Source organism: Millisia brevis NBRC 105863 (assembly GCF_001552615.1).
Classification (GTDB): Bacteria; Actinomycetota; Actinomycetes; order Mycobacteriales; family Mycobacteriaceae; genus Millisia; species Millisia brevis.
The window spans coordinates 282,025-300,457 of sequence record NZ_BCRN01000004.1; the positions used below are offsets into that span (position 1 = coordinate 282,025).

Here is an 18,433-nt window from a genome sequence, read left to right on the forward strand (position 1 = left end):
ACACATGTCGGTTCCTCCGATCGAACACATCGATGTGTTCGTGTCCCGGGGTCCGACTTCTGCGGACCCGCGCTTGCCCCCGCTCGGGTTCGAGCGGGTAACCAGGTCATCACCCGGGGCACCCCACCGCGGTAGGAGGGTTGCCGACCAGCCAGCCGGGGCTTGTCGCTGATACTCATGACCCATCGTCGATATTAGCGAGCCGGTCACCCGCCGGTACACATCCGGTCGATCCGGCGGCGGGTCGCATCCGTCCGATTCTCCGGATTCCGATCCCCGGAGGGGGCGGGTCGACCGTCAGGTGCCCAACCAGAGGCCGACCAGGTAGGTGACCGTCAGCGCCAGGGCACCACCGACGACCAGGCGTGTCACGCTGCGCACCCGCGGCGCTCCGGCGATCGTCGCCGACAGCCAGCCGGTCCCGACCAGCGCCAACAGCACCGCGACGAAGGTGATCGGGACGCGCAGCTGGGCCGACGACAGCACGATCGCGGCGAACGGCAGCAGACCACCGACGGTGAACGACGCCGCCGATGCGGCGGCCGCGGCCCACGGATTGGCCAGGTCGGTCCGATCGAGGTGGAGTTCGGCGTCGAGGTGGGCATCGAGGGCGTCGTGCGCGGTCAGTTCCTCGGCGACGCGGGCCGCCGTCTCATCGGACAACCCCCGCTGCCGGTACAGGTCGGCCAGTTCCGCGAGCTCCACCTCGGGTTCCGCCGACAGCTCCGACTTTTCCTTGGCGATCAGGCTGGTCTCGGTATCGCGCTGGCTCGAGACCGAGACGTATTCGCCGAGCGCCATCGACACCGCCCCACCGATCAGGCCGGCGGCGCCGGCGGACATCAGCAGTCCGCTGTCGCTGGTGGCGCCGGCGACACCGACCACCAGGGCGGCGGTCGAGACGATCCCGTCGTTCGCGCCGAGGACCGCGGCGCGCAGGCGGTTCAGACGATCTCCCAGCGGCCGGTCGTGCGGCTCATCGGGATGCGGGTGTACTTCGGTCATCGACCTATTCGAGCAGGACCGCCACCGGTACCGGGCACGCAGGTTCACCTACCTCGGGGGCGCCCCTAGAATCGTCAGCCATGGTGACGTCCGTGCCTTCCGCCGCGACCCGGGTGCTGTCCGGGATCCAACCGACCGCCGACTCGTTCCATCTCGGCAATTACCTCGGCGCGCTGAAGCAATGGGTCGACATGCAGGACGAGCACGAGGCGTTCTACTTCATTCCGAATATGCACGCGATCACCGCCGGCCACGACCCGAAGGAATTGCTGCGCCGCACCCGCGGGTCGGTCGCACAGCTGCTGGCTATCGGTATCGACCCGCAGCGCGCGACGATCTTCGTGCAGAGCCAGGTCCCCGAACATGCCGAGCTGACCTGGATCCTGTCGTGCCTGACCGGGTACGGCGAGGCCGCCCGGATGACGCAGTTCAAGGACAAGTCCCAGAAGCAGGGCGCCGACTCCAGCAGCGTCGGACTGTTCACCTATCCGATCCTGCAGGCCGCGGATATCCTGCTCTACCAGGCGAATTACGTGCCCGTCGGCGAGGATCAGCGCCAGCATCTCGAGCTGACCCGCACTCTCGCAGAGCGTTTCAACACCCGTTTCGGGTCGACCTTCGTCATCCCCGAGGCGCTGATCGTCGGCGGCGTCGCGAAGATCTACGACCTGCAGAATCCGACCGCGAAGATGAGCAAGTCCGCGGCCACGCCGGCCGGTCTGATCTCGCTGCTCGATCCACCGGCGGTGTCGGCGAAGAAGATTCGCTCCGCGGTGACCGATACCGGGCGCGAGATCCGCTTCGATCCGGACAACAAGCCCGGCGTGAGCAACCTGCTGACCATTCAGTCCGCCCTGACCGGCCGGCCCGTCGAGGACCTGGTCGCCGGCTATGCCGGCTCCGGCTACGGCGACCTCAAGAAGGACACCGCGGCGGCGCTCGAGGAATTTGTGACACCGATTCAGCAACGGTACGAGCAGTTCGTCGCCGATCCGGCGGAGCTGGACCGTATTCTCGACGCCGGGGCCGAACGTGCACGGAAGGTCGCGTCGGAGACATTGCTCCGCGCGTACGACGGGGTGGGATTTCTCCGACCGAAGGGATAACACCGATGCCCGACTTTCCCGCGCTCCTGCAGAGTCTGCGCGAGCGATGGCGATGGTTCGATCACATCCTGCGGGCGGCCAATACCTACAACTCCCAGAAGGGCGACTACTACGCCGCCGGGATCACGTACTTCAGCATCCTGTCGCTGTTCCCGATCCTGATGCTGTCGTTCGCGATCGCGGGCTTTGTGCTCGCCTCGCGGCCGGATCTGCTCGACGACATCAGTTCGGCGATCACCAACGCGGTGCCGGGCAGCCTGGGGGAGACGGTCAACAGCCTGGTCGAGGCGGCGATCGACTCCCGCAACACCGTCGGCATTCTCGGTCTGCTCGGTGCGCTCTATACCGGGCTCGGCTGGATGTCGAACATCCGCGAGGCGCTCAGCGCCATGTGGTCGAGCCGGTCCGATGCGCCGAATTTCGTGATGACCAAGATCGTCGACCTCGGTGCGCTGGTCGCCCTCGGCGCGGCGGTTCTGCTGTCGCTGGGACTGTCCGCCCTCAGCAGTGGATCGGTGATCCGCGGTCTCCTGGGGTTGGTCGGGCTCGAGAATCTGCCCGGTATCGAGTACGCCATTCGCGGCACCGCCCTTGCGCTGTCGCTGCTCGCGACATGGGCGCTGTTCACCGTGATCATCGCGCGGCTGCCCCGCGAAACGGTGAAACTGCGCAGCGCGGCCCGCGCAGGTCTGCTGGCGGCGCTGATCTTCGAGGTGTTCAAGCAGGTCGCCGCCTTCTACCTCGAGAGTGTCACCAGCGGGCCCGCGGGCGTGGTGTTCGGTCCGATCATCGGTCTGATGGTCTTCGTCAACGTCACCTGCCGGTTGTTGCTGTTCTGCACCGCCTGGGCGGCGACGGCGAAGGAGAACGTCAGGGTCGCGCCGATCGAACCGCCGCCGCCGGCCACGTTGATCCCGCGTGCACCCGCCGAGCGGCGGTCGGGTCCGGTCCTGGCGTTCGCAGCCGGCGCGGTGTCGGCGGTCGGCCTCTCGCACCTCTTGCGACGCTGACCGTTCGATCCATGGCACCACCCGGTCCGGCGCCCGGGCTCGCCGGGGCCGTCAGCGGCGGCGGGCGGCGCGGATGCCCGCAGCGATCAGCATGATGATCGCGCCGAGCGCGATCGCCGCCACCGCCACCATCGACGACTCGGCCGCGTCGCCCGAGGCGGCCGCGTCGGTGGCGGTTCCGGGTGCGGTGGTCCCGGTCGAGCCGTCGGAGTCGGTCACCTCGGTCGGCCGCAGCGGCGGCGCTTCGGTTGTGGTGGCCGTCGATGTGGCAGCCGCGGTGGGATTCTCGGCCAGGTCGGCGACCGTGGCGATCGTGCCGACCGCATCGGCCGGGTCGCCCGCGAAACCCCAGTCCAACAGCGCCGCGGCCTGTTGCCACGGCGCCAGGCCGCCGACCTCGGCGGCCATCACCGTGACCACGAGGGTGCGGCCGTCGCGTTCGGCGGCGCCGACGAAGGTATGCCTGGCGTCGTCGGTGAAGCCGGTCTTGCCGCCGAGGGCGCCGGGGTAGTTGTGCAGCAACTGGTTGTCGTTGCCGAGCGTGAAGCCGGGCCGGTCGACGTCACCGGGGACGGCCCCGTCGGCGGGGTACCCGGGGAACTCGGCCTGCGGGGTCGAAATCAGTTCGCGGAAGGTGGGATTGGTCAGCCCGTAGGTCAGGATGAGCGCCATATCGTAGGCGGACGTGCTCATCCCCGGCCCGTCCAGACCGGACGGTCGAGCCACGCGGGTATCGCGAGCTCCGAAATCCCGTGCGACAGAGGTCATCATTTCGGCAGCGCGGTCCTCCCCGCCGAGCTGCGCCGCGATCGCGTGCGCCGCGTCGTTCCCGGACGCCATCAGCAGACCTTGGAGCAGTTGGTAGTTCGTATAGGTGCCGCCCGCACCGATGCCGGCCGCGCTGCCCTCGACGACGGCGTCGGCCGCCGTCGCGGTGATCACCCGGGCCGGGTCGAGCCGCTGGAGTGCGACCGCTGCCAGCAGGGTTTTGATCGTCGACGCCGGCCGGTAGCGCCCGTGCGGGTCCTTCGCGGCGAGCACGACGCCGTCGGTGACGTCCGCCAGCACCCACGCGGAGGCGGTCAGACCGTCCGGGAGAGCGGCGGCGCCGTCCGGCACGATGACGCCGCATTCGTCGAGCCGCCCGCCGCCGACGGGCTCGTCGGGGACGGGAACGGGATCGGGTGTCGAGCGTCCCGGCCGCGGGACCTCGGAGGTGTCGACCGGGGGCGGGGGAGTCGACCGGTGCGGGCACGCCGACGTATCCGGGGTGGTGACGGGGGTGGTAACCGTGTCGTCGCCGGTCGGCTGCGCCGCGGCGGGGGCGCCGGCGGCGACGATCAACACGACACCGATCAGCGCCGCGAGCGGGCGCAACCATCTCGATGCGGCCACCGGGTGCGCCCGGCCCGATCCTGTGGACAACCCCTGCGCACCCCGTCTCGCACGCCCGTCACCCGGCCGCGGAAATGCGTCGAGCCGCCGCGAAATGCGGCGGCTCGACACTACTCTCGATCCCGACGAATCCCGCCGTGGTCGGCGGGGTGTCGCAGGGCTCAGCGGCTGAACAGCAGGGCGCGCTTGACCTCCTGGATCGCCTTGGTGACCTCGATCCCGCGCGGGCAGGCGTCGGTGCAGTTGAAGGTGGTGCGGCAGCGCCACACGCCCTCGGCATCGTTGAGGATCTCCATGCGCTCCGCGGCGCCCTCGTCGCGGCTGTCGAAGATGAACCGGTGCGCGTTGACGATCGCCGCCGGGCCGAAGTAGCTTCCGTCGTTCCAGAACACCGGGCACGAGGTCGTGCAGCACGCGCACAGGATGCACTTGGTGGTGTCATCGAAACGGTGCCGGTCGGCCTGCGACTGGATCCGCTCGCGGGTCGGCTCGTTACCGGTGGTGATCAGGTACGGCTTGACCGCTCGGAAGGCGTCGAAGAACGGCTCCATGTCGACGACGAGATCCTTCTCGACCGGAAGTCCGCGGATCGGTTCGACGGTGATGGTCAGCGACTTGCTGCTGTCCTTGGGCAGCAGGTCGCGCATCAGCACCTTGCAGGCCAGCCGGTTGACACCGTTGATCCGCATCGCATCCGACCCGCACACCCCGTGGGCGCAGGAGCGCCGGAAGGTGAACGTGCCATCGAGGTAGTTCTTGACGTACATGAGCAGGTTGAGCAGCCGGTCGGTCGGCAGCGTCGGGACCTGGAAGGAATCCCAGTGCGCGCCCAGATCGTCCTCCGGGTTGAAGCGGGCGATCTTCAGGGTGACCATCACCGCGCTCTCGGGGATGGGCGGCAGCGTGGGAGCTTCGATTGCCGGTGCGCTCATCAGTACTTCCGTTCCATCGGCTCGTACCGGGTCTGGACCACGGGCTTATAGTCCAGCCGAATATCGGACAGCAGCTCGCTGCCCTGCTTGTAGGCCATCGTGTGCCGCATGTAGTTGACGTCGTCCCGGTTCGGGTAGTCCTCGCGGGCATGGCCGCCGCGCGATTCCTTGCGGTTGAGCGCGCCGACCACGGTCACCTCGGCCAGCTCGAGCAGGAAGCCCAGTTCGATGGCCTCGAGCAGGTCGCTGTTGTAGCGCTTTCCCTTGTCCTGAACGGTGATCCGGCTGTACCGCTCCTTGAGTACATGGACATCGGCCAGCGCCTGCTTGAGGGTCTCCTCGGTGCGGAACACCGACGCATTGTTGTCCATGGTCTGCTGCAGTTCGGTGCGGATGTCCGCGACCCGCTCGTGGCCGTGATCCGAGAGCACCAGGGCCAGCCAGTCGACGACCATCTGCTCGGGCTTGTCCGGCAGCGGCACCAGCGGCGCGGTCTTGGCGTACTCCGCGGCGGCGATCCCGGCGCGGCGACCGAAGACGTTGATGTCGAGCAGCGAGTTGGTGCCCAGACGGTTCGAGCCGTGCACCGACACGCAGGCACACTCGCCCGCGGCGTACAGGCCCTTGACGATCTGGTCGTTGTCGAGCAGGACCTCGCCGTTGATCCGGGTCGGGATGCCGCCCATCACGTAGTGGCAGGTCGGGTACACCGGCACCAGTTCGGTGACCGGGTCGACGCCGAGGTAGGTTCGCGAGAACTCGGTGATGTCCGGGAGCTTCTCCTCGAGAACGTCCGCGCCGAGGTGGGTCACGTCGATGTAGACGTAGTCCTTGTTCGGGCCGGCGCCGCGACCCTCGAGTACCTCGAGGACCATCGAGCGGGCCACGATGTCGCGGGGCGCGAGGTCCTTGATCGTCGGGGCGTAGCGCTCCATGAACCGCTCGCCCTCGGCGTTGCGCAGGATGCCGCCCTCGCCGCGCACCGCCTCGGAGATCAGGATGCCGAGGCCGGCCAGACCCGTCGGATGGAACTGGTGGAATTCCATGTCCTCGAGCGGCAGGCCCTTGCGGAAGACGATGCCCATGCCGTCACCGGTCAGGGTGTGCGCATTGGACGTCGTCTTGTACATGCGGCCCGAGCCGCCGGTGGCGAAGACGATCGACTTGGCATGGAAGATGTGGATCTCGCCGGTCGCCAGCTCGTAGGCGATCACCGCGTTGGCGTACGGGCCGTCCTCGGTCTCGACGATCGAGATGTCGAGGGCGTAGAACTCGTTGAAGAACTCGACATCGTGCTTGACGCAGTTCTGGTACAGCGTCTGCAAGATCATGTGACCGGTGCGGTCGGCCGCGTAGCAGGCTCGCCGGACCGGTGCCTTGCCGTGATCGCGAGTATGTCCGCCGAAGCGGCGCTGGTCGATCTTGCCCTCGGGCGTCCGGTTGAACGGCAGCCCCATCTTCTCGAGGTCGAGAACGGCGTCGATGGCCTCCTTGGCCATGATCTCGACCGCGTCCTGGTCGGCGAGGTAGTCGCCGCCCTTGACGGTGTCGAAGGTGTGCCACTCCCAGTTGTCTTCCTCGACGTTCGCGAGCGCCGCGCACATACCGCCCTGGGCCGCACCGGTGTGGCTGCGGGTGGGGTACACCTTGGTCAACACGGCCGTGCGGGCGCGAGGAGCTGCCTCGATCGCGGCGCGCATGCCGGCGCCACCGGCGCCGACGATCACGACGTCGTAACGATGTTCTTCCATGGAGGTCCTCGTTCCCGTCAGGAGGCCGTGATGTTCGGATCGAACGTGAAGATCACGTACGTGCCGGTGACGACGATCAGAATTATCGAGATCGCCAACAGAGTGTTGAGCCAGAACCGCGTCGAGTCCTTGCGGGCGTAGTCCGCGATGACCGTGCGCAGGCCGTTGCCGCCGTGCACCATCGCCAGCCAGAGCATCGCAAGATCCCAGATCTGCCAGAAGGGGCTCGCCCAGCGGCCCGCGACGAAGGCGAAGTTGATCCGGTGCACACCCGAGTCGAGCATCAGCATGATGAACAGGTGGCCGAGGACCAGAACGATCAGCGCCAGCCCGGACAGTCGCATGAACAGCCACGAGTAGAGCTCGAAGTTGCCGCCGCCGGCGCGCCGGGGCGCGCGCGGGTTGTCGAGGCCGGCCGGACGGTCGTAGGAGGTCGCCAGGACCTTCGCTTCGGAACTCATGTCAGTGCCCCACAAGCATGTTGTAGAAGATGCGGCCGGCGCCGGCGATGAACAGCACCAACCAGATGACCAGGACCGTCCACAGCATCTGACGCTGATAGCGCGGGCCCTGCGACCAGAAGTCGACCAGCATGATCCGTACGCCGTTGAGGGCGTGGAAGAGGACCGCGCCGACCAGGCCGATCTCGAAGAGGCCGATCAGCGGCGTCTTGTACGTGTCGATCACCTGGTCGTAGACGTTCGGATCGACACGTACCAGTGCGGTGTCGAGAACGTGTACGAAAAGGAAGAAGAAGATCATGACACCGGTCACGCGGTGCGCGACCCACGACCACATGCCGGGGTCGCCGCGATACAGCGACCGTGTCACCCCCCGTCCGGAGCTGGTGAGGGTACTGCTCATCGTGACTGCCTCCAGCATCGTTGATGGACGTGACGAGTGAACGGGCATCTGGAGTGCACATCGTTCAGCTCGAGCGCGTAACGCGAACCGGTCACGCAACTGTAATCCCTTGCCCCGGTCCGGAACCAATCAACTCCGTCGTACGTTTCGCACCAATTTGTGACAATTAGGTTTGCCTACCCGAATGAGAGGGAAAGGCTTCGGGCCGACGACATCGCTTGTCGGACGCGCCGGCCCGTCCGATGTCAGGATGGTGGCTATGACGGACATCGATTGGAACACCTTGCGGCAGACGGCATCCGAGGTGATGACACGGGCCTACGCGCCATATTCGGGATATCCGGTCGGTGCGGCCGCCCTAGTGGATTCGGGGCGGATTGTCTCCGGATGCAATGTGGAGAATGTCTCATACGGTTTGGCGCTTTGTGCCGAGTGCACGCTGGTCGGAAACCTGATCGCCACCGGGGGCGGCCGATTGCTGGCGCTGCTGTGCTGCGATGCGCGCGGCGAGACGATTCTCCCGTGCGGTCGCTGTCGGCAGGTGCTCTACGAACACGGCGGCGGCGAGATGCTGATCGACACCCCCGCCGGACCGATGACATTGGCCGCGCTGCTGCCGCTGGCCTTCGGCCCCGACGATCTCGACGCGGTCGTCCGGCCGGGCGCGCCGACCGGGGAGTAGGCGGGGTTGCGGTAGGTCGGTTTGTAGTGGGTGGAGGAGTTGGGCGGAGACTGATCGCGGGGCGGGTCGGGGAGCGGCCCGTGGGACGGGACGGGGGACGGGCGCGATGGTCGACGCCGTAATCGACGCGATAGCGGTCATCACCACCAAACGCGACGGCGGGACGCTGTCGGATCGACAGATCGACTGGATGGTCGACGGCTTCACCCGCGGAACGGTGTCCGACGAGCAGATGTCGGCCCTGGCGATGGCGATCCTGCTGCGGGGGATGGGGGCCGGGGAGATCGCGGCCTGGACCGAGGCGATGGTGCACTCGGGCCGCCGGGCGAGCTATCCGGGGTTGACGCGGCCGACGGTCGACAAGCATTCGACCGGGGGTGTCGGCGACAAGATCACGTTGGTCCTGACCCCGCTGGTCGCCGCCTGCGGTGCGGCGGTCCCACAACTGTCCGGACGGGGTCTGGGACATACCGGCGGCACGCTCGACAAGTTGGAAGCGATCCCCGGCTGGCGAGCCGATCTGACCGGCAACCGGATTCGGGAGAACCTGCTCGATCCGCGGGTGAGCGCGGTCATCTGTGCCGCGGGCGCCGACCTCGCCCCCGCCGACCGCAAGCTCTACGCCCTGCGGGATGTCACCGGAACGGTCGAATCGATCCCGATGATCGCCGCCTCGATCATGAGCAAGAAGATCGCCGAGGGCACCGCGGCGCTGGTGCTCGACGTCAAGGTCGGGTCCGGCGCCTTCCTGCCCGGCCTGGACTCGGCGCGCGAACTGGCCGCCACGATGATCGACCTCGGCCGAGCGGCGGGGGTGCGCACCAGCGCGCTGCTGACCGATATGGACCAGCCCCTCGGTCGCGCGGTCGGCAATGCCCTCGAGGTCGCCGAGGCGGTCGAGGTCCTCGCGGGCGGCGGCCCCACCGATGTGGTCGAACTGACGCTGGCGCTGGCCGACGAGATGCTGCTCGCGGCCGGCCTCGACCACGTCGACCCGCGCGACGTCCTGCGCGACGGGCGGGCGATGGACCGCTGGCGCGCGGTGATCGCCTCCGCCGACGGCGACCCGGATGCGCCGCTGCCGACGGCGCGTCACACGGAGGAGGTGCTCGCGCCCGAGGACGGCGTGCTGACCGCACTCGACGCCAAGCTGGTCGGCCTCGCCGCGGGGCGACTCGGCGCGGGTCGGGCGGCGCAGGGCGACCCGGTCTCGGCGGGTGCGGGGGTGGTCTGTCATATCGCACCGGGAGCCGCCGTGCGGCGCGGCCAACCGGTGGCGACGCTGTACGCCGACGACGCCGATCGGCTCCCGGCCGGACGGGTCACCTTCGCCGAGGCGATGCGCATCGGACCGCCCGGGCACGCGGCTCGCGTCGCCGGGCCGTTGATCATCGAGCGGATGGCCGCGGACGGCCCCTCGGCGTGAGCTCCGTCTCGGCCGCGGCGGGTCGCGTCGACGAATCCCGATGCCACTCATCGTCGCTGCGCGCGGATCGCTAGGGTCGCGTCATGAGTGCACATGTCTCGACGTCGACCGCGCCGACCTCGGGTGCCGGGTCGTCGATGAGTATCGACCGGTTGCGGGCCGCGCCGAAGGCGCTGCTGCACGATCACCTCGACGGCGGCCTGCGACCGACCACCATCATCGAACTGGCCGACGCCGCCGGTTACGACGCGCTGCCGTCGGACGATCCCACCGAGTTGGGCACCTGGTTTCGCACCGCGGCGGACAGCGGATCGCTGGAGCGCTACCTCGAGACCTTCGCCCACACGGTCGCGGTGATGCAGACCCCGGAGGCGCTCGAGCGGGTCGCCCGCGAATGCGTCCTCGACCTCGCCGAGGACGGTGTGGTCTACGCGGAGGTGCGCTATGCCCCCGAACTGCACATCGAGTCGGGCCTGTCGCTCGACCGGGTGGTCGAACACGTGCTCGCCGGGTTCCGGGCCGGGGTGGAGGAGGCCCGCGACCGGGGCCGCACGATCCGGGTCGGCTGCCTGCTGACCGCGATGCGCCATGCCGCCCGCTCCCGCGAGATCGCCGAACTTGCCGTCCGGCACCGCGATCTCGGAGTGGTCGGTTTCGACATCGCCGGCGCCGAGTCCGGTAACCCGCCCACCCGCCATCTCGACGCCTTCGAGCTGATGCGGTCGGAGCATGCGCGCTTCACGATCCACGCGGGCGAGGCCTTCGGCCTGCCGTCGATCCATGAGGCGCTCGCGTACTGCGGTGCCGATCGTCTCGGCCACGGTGTGCGCATCGTCGACGACATCACCCTCCGCGAGGACGGCGGCGCGGTGCTCGGACGGATCGCGACCAATGTGCGCGATCGCCGCATTCCGCTCGAACTGTGTCCGAGCTCGAACGTGCAGACCGGCGCGGTGGCCCGACTCTCCGAGCACCCCTTCGATCTGCTTGCGCGCCTGCGCTTCCGGGTGACGGTCAATACCGACAACCGGCTGATGAGCGATACCGACATGACCCGCGAGATGAGCCGTTTGGTCGAGACCTTCGGCTACGGCTGGGCGGATCTGCAGCGCTTCACCATCAATGCGCTCAAGTCGGCGTTCATCCCGTTCGACGAACGGCTCGATCTGATCGAGACGATGGTCAAGCCGCACTACGACCCGCTGATCGCCGAACAGGCCGTCGCGAGCGGCCACTGAGGACCGCGGCGTTCGGCGGGGGCCCAACCCCCGCCGAACGCTTCGATCTCCGGAAGTCCTAGCGGCTCACCGAGACACAGCGTCCGGAGGGCAGGTCGGCGCGATTCGCCGATAGCCAGGCCGCCATCGCGGTCAACATCGCCGTAGCGTCCTCGAATTCGCCGGAGGCCGGTAGCGCGGCCATCGTCACCGCGGCCCGTCCGGTGGGGGTGGTGACGATGCCGAGCTGGCGAACGAGATAGTTGCCGTACGCATCCGGGCCCCAGCCGCCCTTGGCGGCCGCGCCGTCGGCTGCCAGGCCCCAGCGGTGTTCCTCGGTGAGTTGGCGCATCTCGGCGATCACCCGGGCGCCCCCGGCCAGGCAGGGGAACCGGGCGGTGAACTCGACCTGGTCGACCAGCGACCACGTCAGGCCGCCGAACGAGTCGTCCCCCTGCTGGGCGTACTGCTCCGCCATCGGGGTGGTGTCGCCGGTCTCGGTCAGTAGGGCTTGAATCGTGGCGACCGAGGACATCGTGCCGGCGAGACCGTCCCACAGTCGGCGGGCGGCGTCGTTGTCCGACACGGTGATCGCCGCGGTGATGTCCGCATCGATCCCACCGTCGGTCGCCCGGACGGCGGCCACGGCGATCGGCACCTTCATCGTCGACCAGGCGTCGCCGGTCGACCAATCGCCGTAGGAGAGCACCCGACCGCCGCCGACCGGCGCGATCGCGATACCGACCGAGCCGTCGAAGGTCTCCTCCAGGCGGGCGAAACTCTCCCCGAGAACGGCGCTGTTGGTGAACGCGTTGATCCCGGACGTCGCGCTGTGCGCCGAAGCCACCGCGCCGTGCGCCGAAGCCACCGCGCTCTGCGCGGGAACCGCTTCACTCTGCGCGTCGGGAACCGCCAGACCCGCCGGCGCGATCGGGTTCGCGGCCCCCGCCCGTCCCGCCGAATCCCCGGCCGCGGAGACCGCCTCGATCGACATCGCCGCGGGTGCGGCCTCGTCGACCGGCAGGTCCAACCGTCCCGCAGCGATCAGGAGAAGAATCGAAACAATGGTCGCAGCCAATAGTCGGAGTGGTCGGATCGGCATGCGCCATCCCCGGAATACACCCATCGACGAGGCTCCTCGAGTCCGTAAATGTGACACGGATCGCCCATGAGGGTTGACTCGGTGACCGAATTCCAACCGATCGCCGGGATCCGAAGCGGATATGCATACCGTGCCATATCAATGGCACGGCGGCGACTCGGGGAATGCGTGTTGTCCGGTTCGAGACCGACCCTTTACCTAATCAACTCCGAAGGTCTCGCAGCGGCTGAGTGTGGTGATCAGCCCCGCCGCAAACGTCCCTCGAACTGGTGCTCGAGATCACGCCAGGCCTCCGCCTCCATGACGAACGGCGGGCGGTGTGGTGCTGCCGCGGCCGCGTCGCCGTCGAGCAGGTAGTTGATGTACCGCCCGAGGGGAACATTGGGGGCGAGCGCTTCCTCGACCGACTCGTCGCCGGCGTATTCGGCTGCATCGCTGAACAACTCGACGTTCAGGTCGAGCTGATCGAGGTCGACATCGTCCGGTCCGGCGCGCAGATCGTCCGCCGTGCCCGGCAGGACGTAGACATTGTCGTCGGCGACCTCGACCTCGAGCGAACCGTCGGTGGCCGCGGTCTGTACCGCGAGATAGGTGCTCAGGCCGGTGAGGTCGTGGTCGTGGTCGTCGGCCAGATAGCGGGCGAGGCCCCGCTCGTTTCCGAAGACCAGGATCGTGCCCTGTCGGCCGAGGAAGATCGGCGATTCGTCGACGTAGCAGCGCAGGGTGACGAAGGTGTTGTCGCCGGTGATGATCCTGATGGGATCGATTCCGACGGCCTCCCAGAAGGATTCGGTCTCATCGTCGAGATCGGTGTCGGTCTCGATCTCGTCGTCGTCCTCGGGCTCGTCGTCCTCGACAACGTCGGGGGCGTCCAATTCGGCCTGCGCCACCACCACGAGCTTGGCGTCGACATCCGGGGTGGAGACGACCGAATCGATCGCGTCGAGCACCGCGTCCCATCCGCTGCCGACGGCGGCGCCGATCTTCCGCCACAGGGTCGCGCCCTCGCGGCCGTAGAACGGGTCGAGCCCGTCGAATACCGCTGTGACACTGGGGTTGGAGGTGAAGAACTCCTCCACCGGCTCGAGGTCGCAGACCTCGCCGATCGTGCGGGCCATCTCCATCGCCTCGCGCAACCGGTCGATGCTCGCTTCGGTGGCGTCGGCCGCCACCAGCTCGAGTACGCCGACCAGGTCGTAGCGGTTCTCATCGGCGGGTTCCAGCTCGGACGCCGACAGCTCGCGCACGGTCGACCACTGCGGATGGTCGGACAGATCGTTATCGGCCCCGCCACGCACGAAGGCGGTCAGGTCGGCGACCGATTCGAAGCCGAACAGAGCGTCGTCCGCGCCGAGGAAGGCCTGCCACTCGTCGTCGTCCTCACGCCACAGAGGTGCCCACAGGGTCACCAGATTGCCGTCGGTCAATCCCAGCTCGATCGGCACGATATCCGCTGTCACGCGGGTGAGCCTATCCCGGGAAGCCGGCAGTCCGTCACGACCGCCGCAGGTCGTGGTCGAGGCCGTCGAGCACCGTCTCGCGGGAGGCCCGGGCGCGCTGTTCCGCGTCCGCCGCGGCGGCGACGATCGCGGCGCCGAGCCGGTCCGCGGACAGCCCGAGCAGCGACGGTGGCAGGCGTAGATCGACGATTCGGCCGCTGCCGTCGACCGTCGCGGCCGCCAGACCATCGGCCGACCGACCGGTATGGGAGGTGGTCGACAATTCGCGGGCCGCACGTTCGAGCGCTTCGAGTCGTTCCTTCGCTCGCACCACGGGGTCCTTTCGGTTCGGATCGGTCACAGGTCGCGCATCCAGGAACGATCCGACGGCGGTGTCGGGCGATCGGGGCGGTCCACGGGCGGGTGAATCCGGTCGACCACATCGGGCGTCATGCCGTAGTCGAGCAACTCCGACCGGCGGCGATCGACGGCATCGGCGTGTGCGGATTCGTAGAGGGAAAGGATCGCCGCCGCCAGTGATGCTCCGCCGTAGCGCAATTCGTCGCGATCGATGTGGACGGCGAGCAGGGTACCGGCGTCGTCGACCCGCACCCGCAAACTGCCGGAGCGGTTGCCGGCCACCGCGGAACTCATGTTGTCGGCCTGTAGAAGCCGTGGAAGGCCATGCCGCTGTTGGTGGTCCGGATGTCGCTGACCGACACCGGGTCACCCGCCTCGATCATCTGGCCGTTGCCGATCACCATCGCGACGTGTCCGTCCCAGACGGCGAGGTCGCCGGGTTGCAGGCCGTCCGCGGATACCGCGGTGCCGACGCTCTGCTCCTGGGCGAGGCGGGGGATGTCGATACCGGCTTCGCCGTAGGCCCACTGCGTCAGGCCGCTGCAGTCCAGGCCGCTGCCGGGCGTGGTTCCGCCCCATTGATAGGGGACGCCCTGTTGGGTCAGGGCGCTGCGCACCGCTTGGGCGGCCGCCTCGTTCGGTGCGGTGGCGGTGCTGCCGTCGGGCAGGGTGACGGTGACGGACCCGGGCCCCATCTCGGCCGAACCGGATGTCGATCCCGCCGAACCGGTGTCGACCGGCGACCCGGCGCCCGCTGTATCGACCCCCGGCAGCACCCCCGCGCCGGCGCCCCCGGCCGGCGACCCGACGCCGCCGCCGAGGGCCTCGGTGATCCCGGAGAACATTCGGGTACCGGTCGAGACGAGTTGTTCGGCCGCCTGCATCCCACCGGCCAACTGGGCGACCGGGTCCCCGCCGCCACCGGGTCGAGGTGGGGTCGGCGGCGGCTCGGTCAGCTGCACGACCTGCGCGGTCAACGTCGACAGCTCGGCCCGCAACTCGCCGACGATGGTGGTCGCCCGGCCGAGATGCTCGATCGCGAGGGTGATCAGGGCCGCCGGGCCCGCCGGAGTGGCCAGGGCGGGGGCCATCGCGGCCGCCGCCGACACGAACGAGGTGATCACCTCCGCGATTCGGGCGGCCGCCCGCCGCATCGCCTCGAGTCCCTGCCGGAGCACGGCGTCGAGTTGTTCGCCGTGTTCGGCCAGCATCGCCGCGGATCGCACCGCATCGGCGGCGGCGCTCGCCGCGGCATCGGCGGCTCCGCCGATCCACCCGGATCCGGAGCCGCCCCCGGCGGTGCCCGCGGCGGCCAGGACCTGACCGCCCGCCGACATCACCGCGGAGACCGCCGGGCCGAGCGTCGCGGGTGCCTCGGTCAGCGCGCGATCGACCATCGAGGCCGCCGTGCGCAACCCGTCACATCCGGCGGTCAGCAGGCGATCGTTCTGCTCGCCCTCCGGCAGCAGGCCGGTCCCACATTCCTCGAGCAGGTCGATCATCGGCCGGGTCAACGCGTCGATCACGGCAGCCCCGCCCCACGGATCGCGGAGTCGGCCGCGGTATCGGCGGCGGCGTATCCGGCGGCGGACGCGTCGACCTGCTCCGCGAAGGCCGTGTGCACCGCCCCCAACTCGGCGATCGCGGCGGAGAAGCGGGCTGCGGCGGCGGTGAAGCCGGCCGCGAAGTCCGCGCCGATCGGCCCGAATGCCGCCGCGACCACGGCCGCGTCGACCGTCGCCGCCCCGGCGCTCGCCACCAACTGCGCCGCCGCCGAGCGGTGCGCGCCGGCGACGGCCGCCAGCTCCGCCCCCGCTGCGGTGATCCCGGTGGTCATATCGATCGCCCCCTCCGCGTCCGGAACGCGGTCGCCGCGTCCGGACCTCCGCGATCGGTCGCCGCCGGCGGCGACCGATCTCTACCCGTCGTCGTTATAGGACGGGCGGTACGCACGCGCGGTTCCGTGCCGCGCCGATAATCCGCGAGCGGGTTAGTGTTTCCGACCATGCAGGTCGATGTGCTCGATCATCCGCTCGCCGCCGTGGCGTTGACCACACTGCGCGACGCGGACACCTCCAATGCGTCGTTCCGGCGGGTGCTGTCGCGATTGACCACCTATCTGCTCTACGAGGCATTGCGTACCGCGCCGATCGACGAGATCGTCGTGCACACCCCGGTCGGCGTCGCTCGCGGTGCGCGGTTGACGCGGCCGCCGCTGTTGGTGCCGGTGCTGCGGGCCGGCCTGGGCATGGTCGAGCAGGCCTCGGTGGTGCTGCCGGAGTCGCGGGTCGGGTTCATCGGCGTCGCGCGCGACGAGCAGACCCATCAGCCGGTTCCCTACCTGGCGTCGTTGCCCGACGAGTTGGCGGATCAGCCGGTCTTCCTGCTCGACCCGATGCTCGCCACCGGCGGATCGCTGTTGCACGCGCTGGAACTGTTGGTCAGTCGCGGCGCGGACAATATGACCGCCGTCTGCGTGGTCGCCGCCCCCGAGGGGGTGGCGGCGCTGGAGGAATCCGGCTATCCGGTGCGATTGGTGACCGCCGCGATCGACGAGCGGCTCAACGAGGACGCCTTCATCGTGCCCGGCCTCGGGGACGCGGGCGATCGGCAGTTCGGACCGCGCTGATACCGGCTGTCGGGTCGCTGCCGTCGAACCCGGCAGTCGAACCGGGCAGTTGAACCGGCGGTCGAACTCAGCCGTCGACCGGCAGAACGAATCCGGCGGTGGGCGGATCGATACGGGTCTTCTCGTCCGGAGCGCCGCGCAGGACCGAGTCGACGTAGGAGCGGACCACCTCCGGCATCGGCACGTCCCGGCCCGCCCGTTCGCTGAGGTACCACCGGTGTTCGAGGATCTGGTGGAAGATCTCCGCGGCCTGCAGTTTTCCGACCAGCTCGGGCGGGATCGCGGCCACGATCGGCTCGAAACGCTGGTCGAGCCACCGCACCGCTGCGATGTTCTCCGGTAGCTGCTTTCCGGTGCGCGAACGCATCTCCACCGCGAAGCGGTGGATGTCGTCGAGCATCCGACGCGCCTGGTTCTGCCCGGCGTGCAGCGCGGTCAACGCGAACAGGCGATCCTCGTGATAGCCGCTCTCGACCACCTTGGGGGACAGTCGCAGTCGCCGGGCGGAATCGTCGGCGGTCTGTACCTCGACCTCGTCGACGTCGAATCCGAGCTCGTGCAGGCGCTGGATGCGCTGTTCGACCCGCCACATGTCGTTGCTGTCGAACTCCTCGGAGCCGGTGACCTCGTTCCACAGCGTCCGATACCGGTCGGCGAGACCGCCGGCGATCTTCCACGGGTCGATCCCGGGGACCAGCTTGCCGCCCGCCTGCAGATCGAGCAGGCCGCCGGCCAGGTTCTCGAGGGCGATCTGCAGATCGGTCTCGCGTTGCCCCTTCGTCAGCGTCGGGTGCACCTCGCTGGTCTCGGTGTCGATCACGTACGCCTCCAGGGCGCCGGCGTCGCGGCGGAAGAGGGTATTCGACAGCGAACAGTCACCCCAGTAGAAGCCGGCCAGATGCAGCCGGACCAGCAATCCCACGAGCGCGTCGAGGACGCGGTCGCCGATATACGGGATGGTCAGGCCGTGCCCGGACAGCAGGCTGCGGTAGGGCAGCGAGTAGTCGAGATGGCGGGTGATGATCAGCCCTTCGCGGCTCTCCGACCGCTCGGTGACCGCCGCGACCACCTCGACCGTCGGCAGCGACTGCTCCACCAGCCACCGCAGCAATCGGTACTCGCGCTCGGCGAGTTTGTCCGGAAGTTCCTTCACCACATAGGAGGTGCGCCGGCCGCGGCCGCCGTTGTCGAGTTCGACGATCTTGACCACGTGTCGGTGCAGACCGAGGACGCGGCGTTGGTGCGGCAGTTCCCACTGTTCGAGCGGGATCGCGAACGGCAGCGTGGTGATGCACGGATGATCCGCGGGATTCGAGATCTGCAGCTTCACCGCGACGGTCCGATCCGTCGCACCTCTTCCGGAATAACGGCAGTGGTGATCACATCGGCGATGGTAGGCCCGCGACGGCGCGATGTGGTGGGAATCCGCCCGGACGTGCCCGCCACCTGCGGCGCAGTTCCGGCGAGGTCCTGCCTACCGCGCCGCCCCGGTGGAAACCCGCGGTATTCAACGGA

The 18,433-nt window shown here is 68.8% G+C and carries 19 protein-coding genes and 1 riboswitch; of the genes, 6 read left to right on the top strand and 13 right to left on the bottom strand.

What is annotated here, in order from left to right; all coding sequences use genetic code 11:
• Nucleotides 1-64: 64 nt before the first annotated feature.
• A riboswitch (SAM riboswitch) is annotated at nucleotides 65-183 on the bottom strand.
• Nucleotides 184-297: 114 nt separating this feature from the next.
• Nucleotides 298-1,005: a VIT1/CCC1 transporter family protein gene (locus MB1_RS07840; RefSeq protein ID WP_066905410.1), complete on the bottom strand. Its 708-nt coding sequence runs from the start codon at nucleotides 1,003-1,005 to the stop codon at nucleotides 298-300.
• Nucleotides 1,006-1,085: 80 nt separating this feature from the next.
• Between MB1_RS07840 and trpS the strand changes: the two genes are divergently transcribed.
• Both trpS and yhjD read left to right on the top strand, forming a co-directional pair.
• On the top strand, nucleotides 1,086-2,111 hold the full coding sequence (gene trpS / locus MB1_RS07845) for a tryptophan--tRNA ligase (RefSeq protein ID WP_066905412.1): 1,026 nt from the start codon (nucleotides 1,086-1,088) through the stop codon (nucleotides 2,109-2,111).
• A 5-nt stretch (nucleotides 2,112-2,116) separates the two neighbouring features.
• Entirely contained in the window at nucleotides 2,117-3,121 is a 1,005-nt protein-coding gene (gene yhjD / locus MB1_RS07850; RefSeq protein WP_066905414.1) for an inner membrane protein YhjD, read from the top strand.
• A gap of 51 nt (nucleotides 3,122-3,172) precedes the next feature.
• On the opposite strand, the gene MB1_RS07855 is transcribed toward yhjD, so the two are convergent.
• The 5 genes from MB1_RS07855 to sdhC all read right to left on the bottom strand — a co-directional run bounded on the left by MB1_RS07855 (nucleotide 3,173) and on the right by sdhC (nucleotide 8,063).
• Nucleotides 3,173-4,516: a D-alanyl-D-alanine carboxypeptidase family protein gene (locus MB1_RS07855; RefSeq protein WP_245650088.1), complete on the bottom strand. Its 1,344-nt coding sequence runs from the start codon at nucleotides 4,514-4,516 to the stop codon at nucleotides 3,173-3,175.
• Nucleotides 4,517-4,677: 161 nt separating this feature from the next.
• Complete coding sequence (locus tag MB1_RS07860; protein WP_066905418.1) at nucleotides 4,678-5,448, bottom strand: succinate dehydrogenase iron-sulfur subunit; 771 nt, start codon at nucleotides 5,446-5,448, stop codon at nucleotides 4,678-4,680.
• Nucleotides 5,448-7,199, bottom strand: coding sequence for a succinate dehydrogenase flavoprotein subunit (gene sdhA / locus MB1_RS07865; RefSeq protein WP_066905420.1), 1,752 nt, complete (start codon nucleotides 7,197-7,199; stop codon nucleotides 5,448-5,450). The genes MB1_RS07860 and sdhA overlap by 1 nt, the downstream gene beginning before the upstream one ends.
• A 17-nt stretch (nucleotides 7,200-7,216) precedes the next feature.
• Nucleotides 7,217-7,660 carry a succinate dehydrogenase hydrophobic membrane anchor subunit gene (locus MB1_RS07870; protein ID WP_066905422.1) on the bottom strand — a complete coding sequence of 148 codons (444 nt, stop codon included), beginning with the start codon at nucleotides 7,658-7,660 and terminating at the stop codon, nucleotides 7,217-7,219.
• Nucleotide 7,661: 1 nt separating this feature from the next.
• On the bottom strand, nucleotides 7,662-8,063 hold the full coding sequence (gene sdhC, locus MB1_RS07875) for a succinate dehydrogenase, cytochrome b556 subunit (protein WP_084351161.1): 402 nt from the start codon (nucleotides 8,061-8,063) through the stop codon (nucleotides 7,662-7,664).
• 259 nt (nucleotides 8,064-8,322) lie between these two features.
• On the opposite strand from sdhC, the gene MB1_RS07880 reads away from it, so the two are divergent.
• The 3 genes from MB1_RS07880 (at nucleotide 8,323) to MB1_RS07890 (ending at nucleotide 11,409) form a co-directional block, all read left to right on the top strand.
• The gene (locus MB1_RS07880; protein ID WP_066905424.1) at nucleotides 8,323-8,745 is read left to right on the top strand and encodes a cytidine deaminase; all 423 of its coding nucleotides are present in this window, start codon (nucleotides 8,323-8,325) and stop codon (nucleotides 8,743-8,745) included.
• A 106-nt stretch (nucleotides 8,746-8,851) separates the two neighbouring features.
• Nucleotides 8,852-10,171: a thymidine phosphorylase gene (locus MB1_RS07885; protein ID WP_066905426.1), complete on the top strand. Its 1,320-nt coding sequence runs from the start codon at nucleotides 8,852-8,854 to the stop codon at nucleotides 10,169-10,171.
• Between the two features lie 137 nt (nucleotides 10,172-10,308).
• The gene (locus MB1_RS07890) at nucleotides 10,309-11,409 is read left to right on the top strand and encodes an adenosine deaminase (RefSeq protein ID WP_245650100.1); all 1,101 of its coding nucleotides are present in this window, start codon (nucleotides 10,309-10,311) and stop codon (nucleotides 11,407-11,409) included.
• 58 nt (nucleotides 11,410-11,467) lie between these two features.
• On the opposite strand, the gene MB1_RS07895 is transcribed toward MB1_RS07890, so the two are convergent.
• The 6 genes from MB1_RS07895 to MB1_RS07920 form a co-directional block, all read right to left on the bottom strand.
• A complete protein-coding gene (locus MB1_RS07895) occupies nucleotides 11,468-12,490 on the bottom strand; it encodes a serine hydrolase (protein WP_157083948.1) in 1,023 nt (340 codons plus the stop codon).
• A gap of 239 nt (nucleotides 12,491-12,729) precedes the next feature.
• Nucleotides 12,730-13,950: a SatS C-terminal domain-containing protein gene (locus MB1_RS07900; protein ID WP_066905432.1), complete on the bottom strand. Its 1,221-nt coding sequence runs from the start codon at nucleotides 13,948-13,950 to the stop codon at nucleotides 12,730-12,732.
• Between the two features lie 34 nt (nucleotides 13,951-13,984).
• Nucleotides 13,985-14,260, bottom strand: coding sequence for a YbaB/EbfC family nucleoid-associated protein (locus MB1_RS25990; RefSeq protein ID WP_169801620.1), 276 nt, complete (start codon nucleotides 14,258-14,260; stop codon nucleotides 13,985-13,987).
• Nucleotides 14,261-14,286: 26 nt separating this feature from the next.
• On the bottom strand, nucleotides 14,287-14,583 hold the full coding sequence (locus tag MB1_RS25995) for a hypothetical protein (protein WP_066905436.1): 297 nt from the start codon (nucleotides 14,581-14,583) through the stop codon (nucleotides 14,287-14,289).
• A complete protein-coding gene (locus MB1_RS07915; protein WP_066905438.1) occupies nucleotides 14,580-15,815 on the bottom strand; it encodes a C40 family peptidase in 1,236 nt (411 codons plus the stop codon). Before MB1_RS07915 ends, MB1_RS25995 begins: the two co-directional genes overlap by 4 nt.
• Nucleotides 15,812-16,126 carry a type VII secretion target gene (locus MB1_RS07920; protein WP_066905440.1) on the bottom strand — a complete coding sequence of 105 codons (315 nt, stop codon included), beginning with the start codon at nucleotides 16,124-16,126 and terminating at the stop codon, nucleotides 15,812-15,814. Before MB1_RS07920 ends, MB1_RS07915 begins: the two co-directional genes overlap by 4 nt.
• Before the next feature lie 168 nt (nucleotides 16,127-16,294).
• Between MB1_RS07920 and upp the strand changes: the two genes are divergently transcribed.
• Nucleotides 16,295-16,918 (top strand): uracil phosphoribosyltransferase, encoded by a 624-nt coding sequence (gene upp, locus MB1_RS07925; RefSeq protein WP_066905675.1) that lies wholly within the window; start codon nucleotides 16,295-16,297, stop codon nucleotides 16,916-16,918.
• Nucleotides 16,919-16,985: 67 nt separating this feature from the next.
• On the opposite strand, the gene MB1_RS07930 is transcribed toward upp, so the two are convergent.
• On the bottom strand, nucleotides 16,986-18,248 hold the full coding sequence (locus MB1_RS07930; protein WP_066905442.1) for a DUF4032 domain-containing protein: 1,263 nt from the start codon (nucleotides 18,246-18,248) through the stop codon (nucleotides 16,986-16,988).
• Nucleotides 18,249-18,433: the final 185 nt, after the last annotated feature.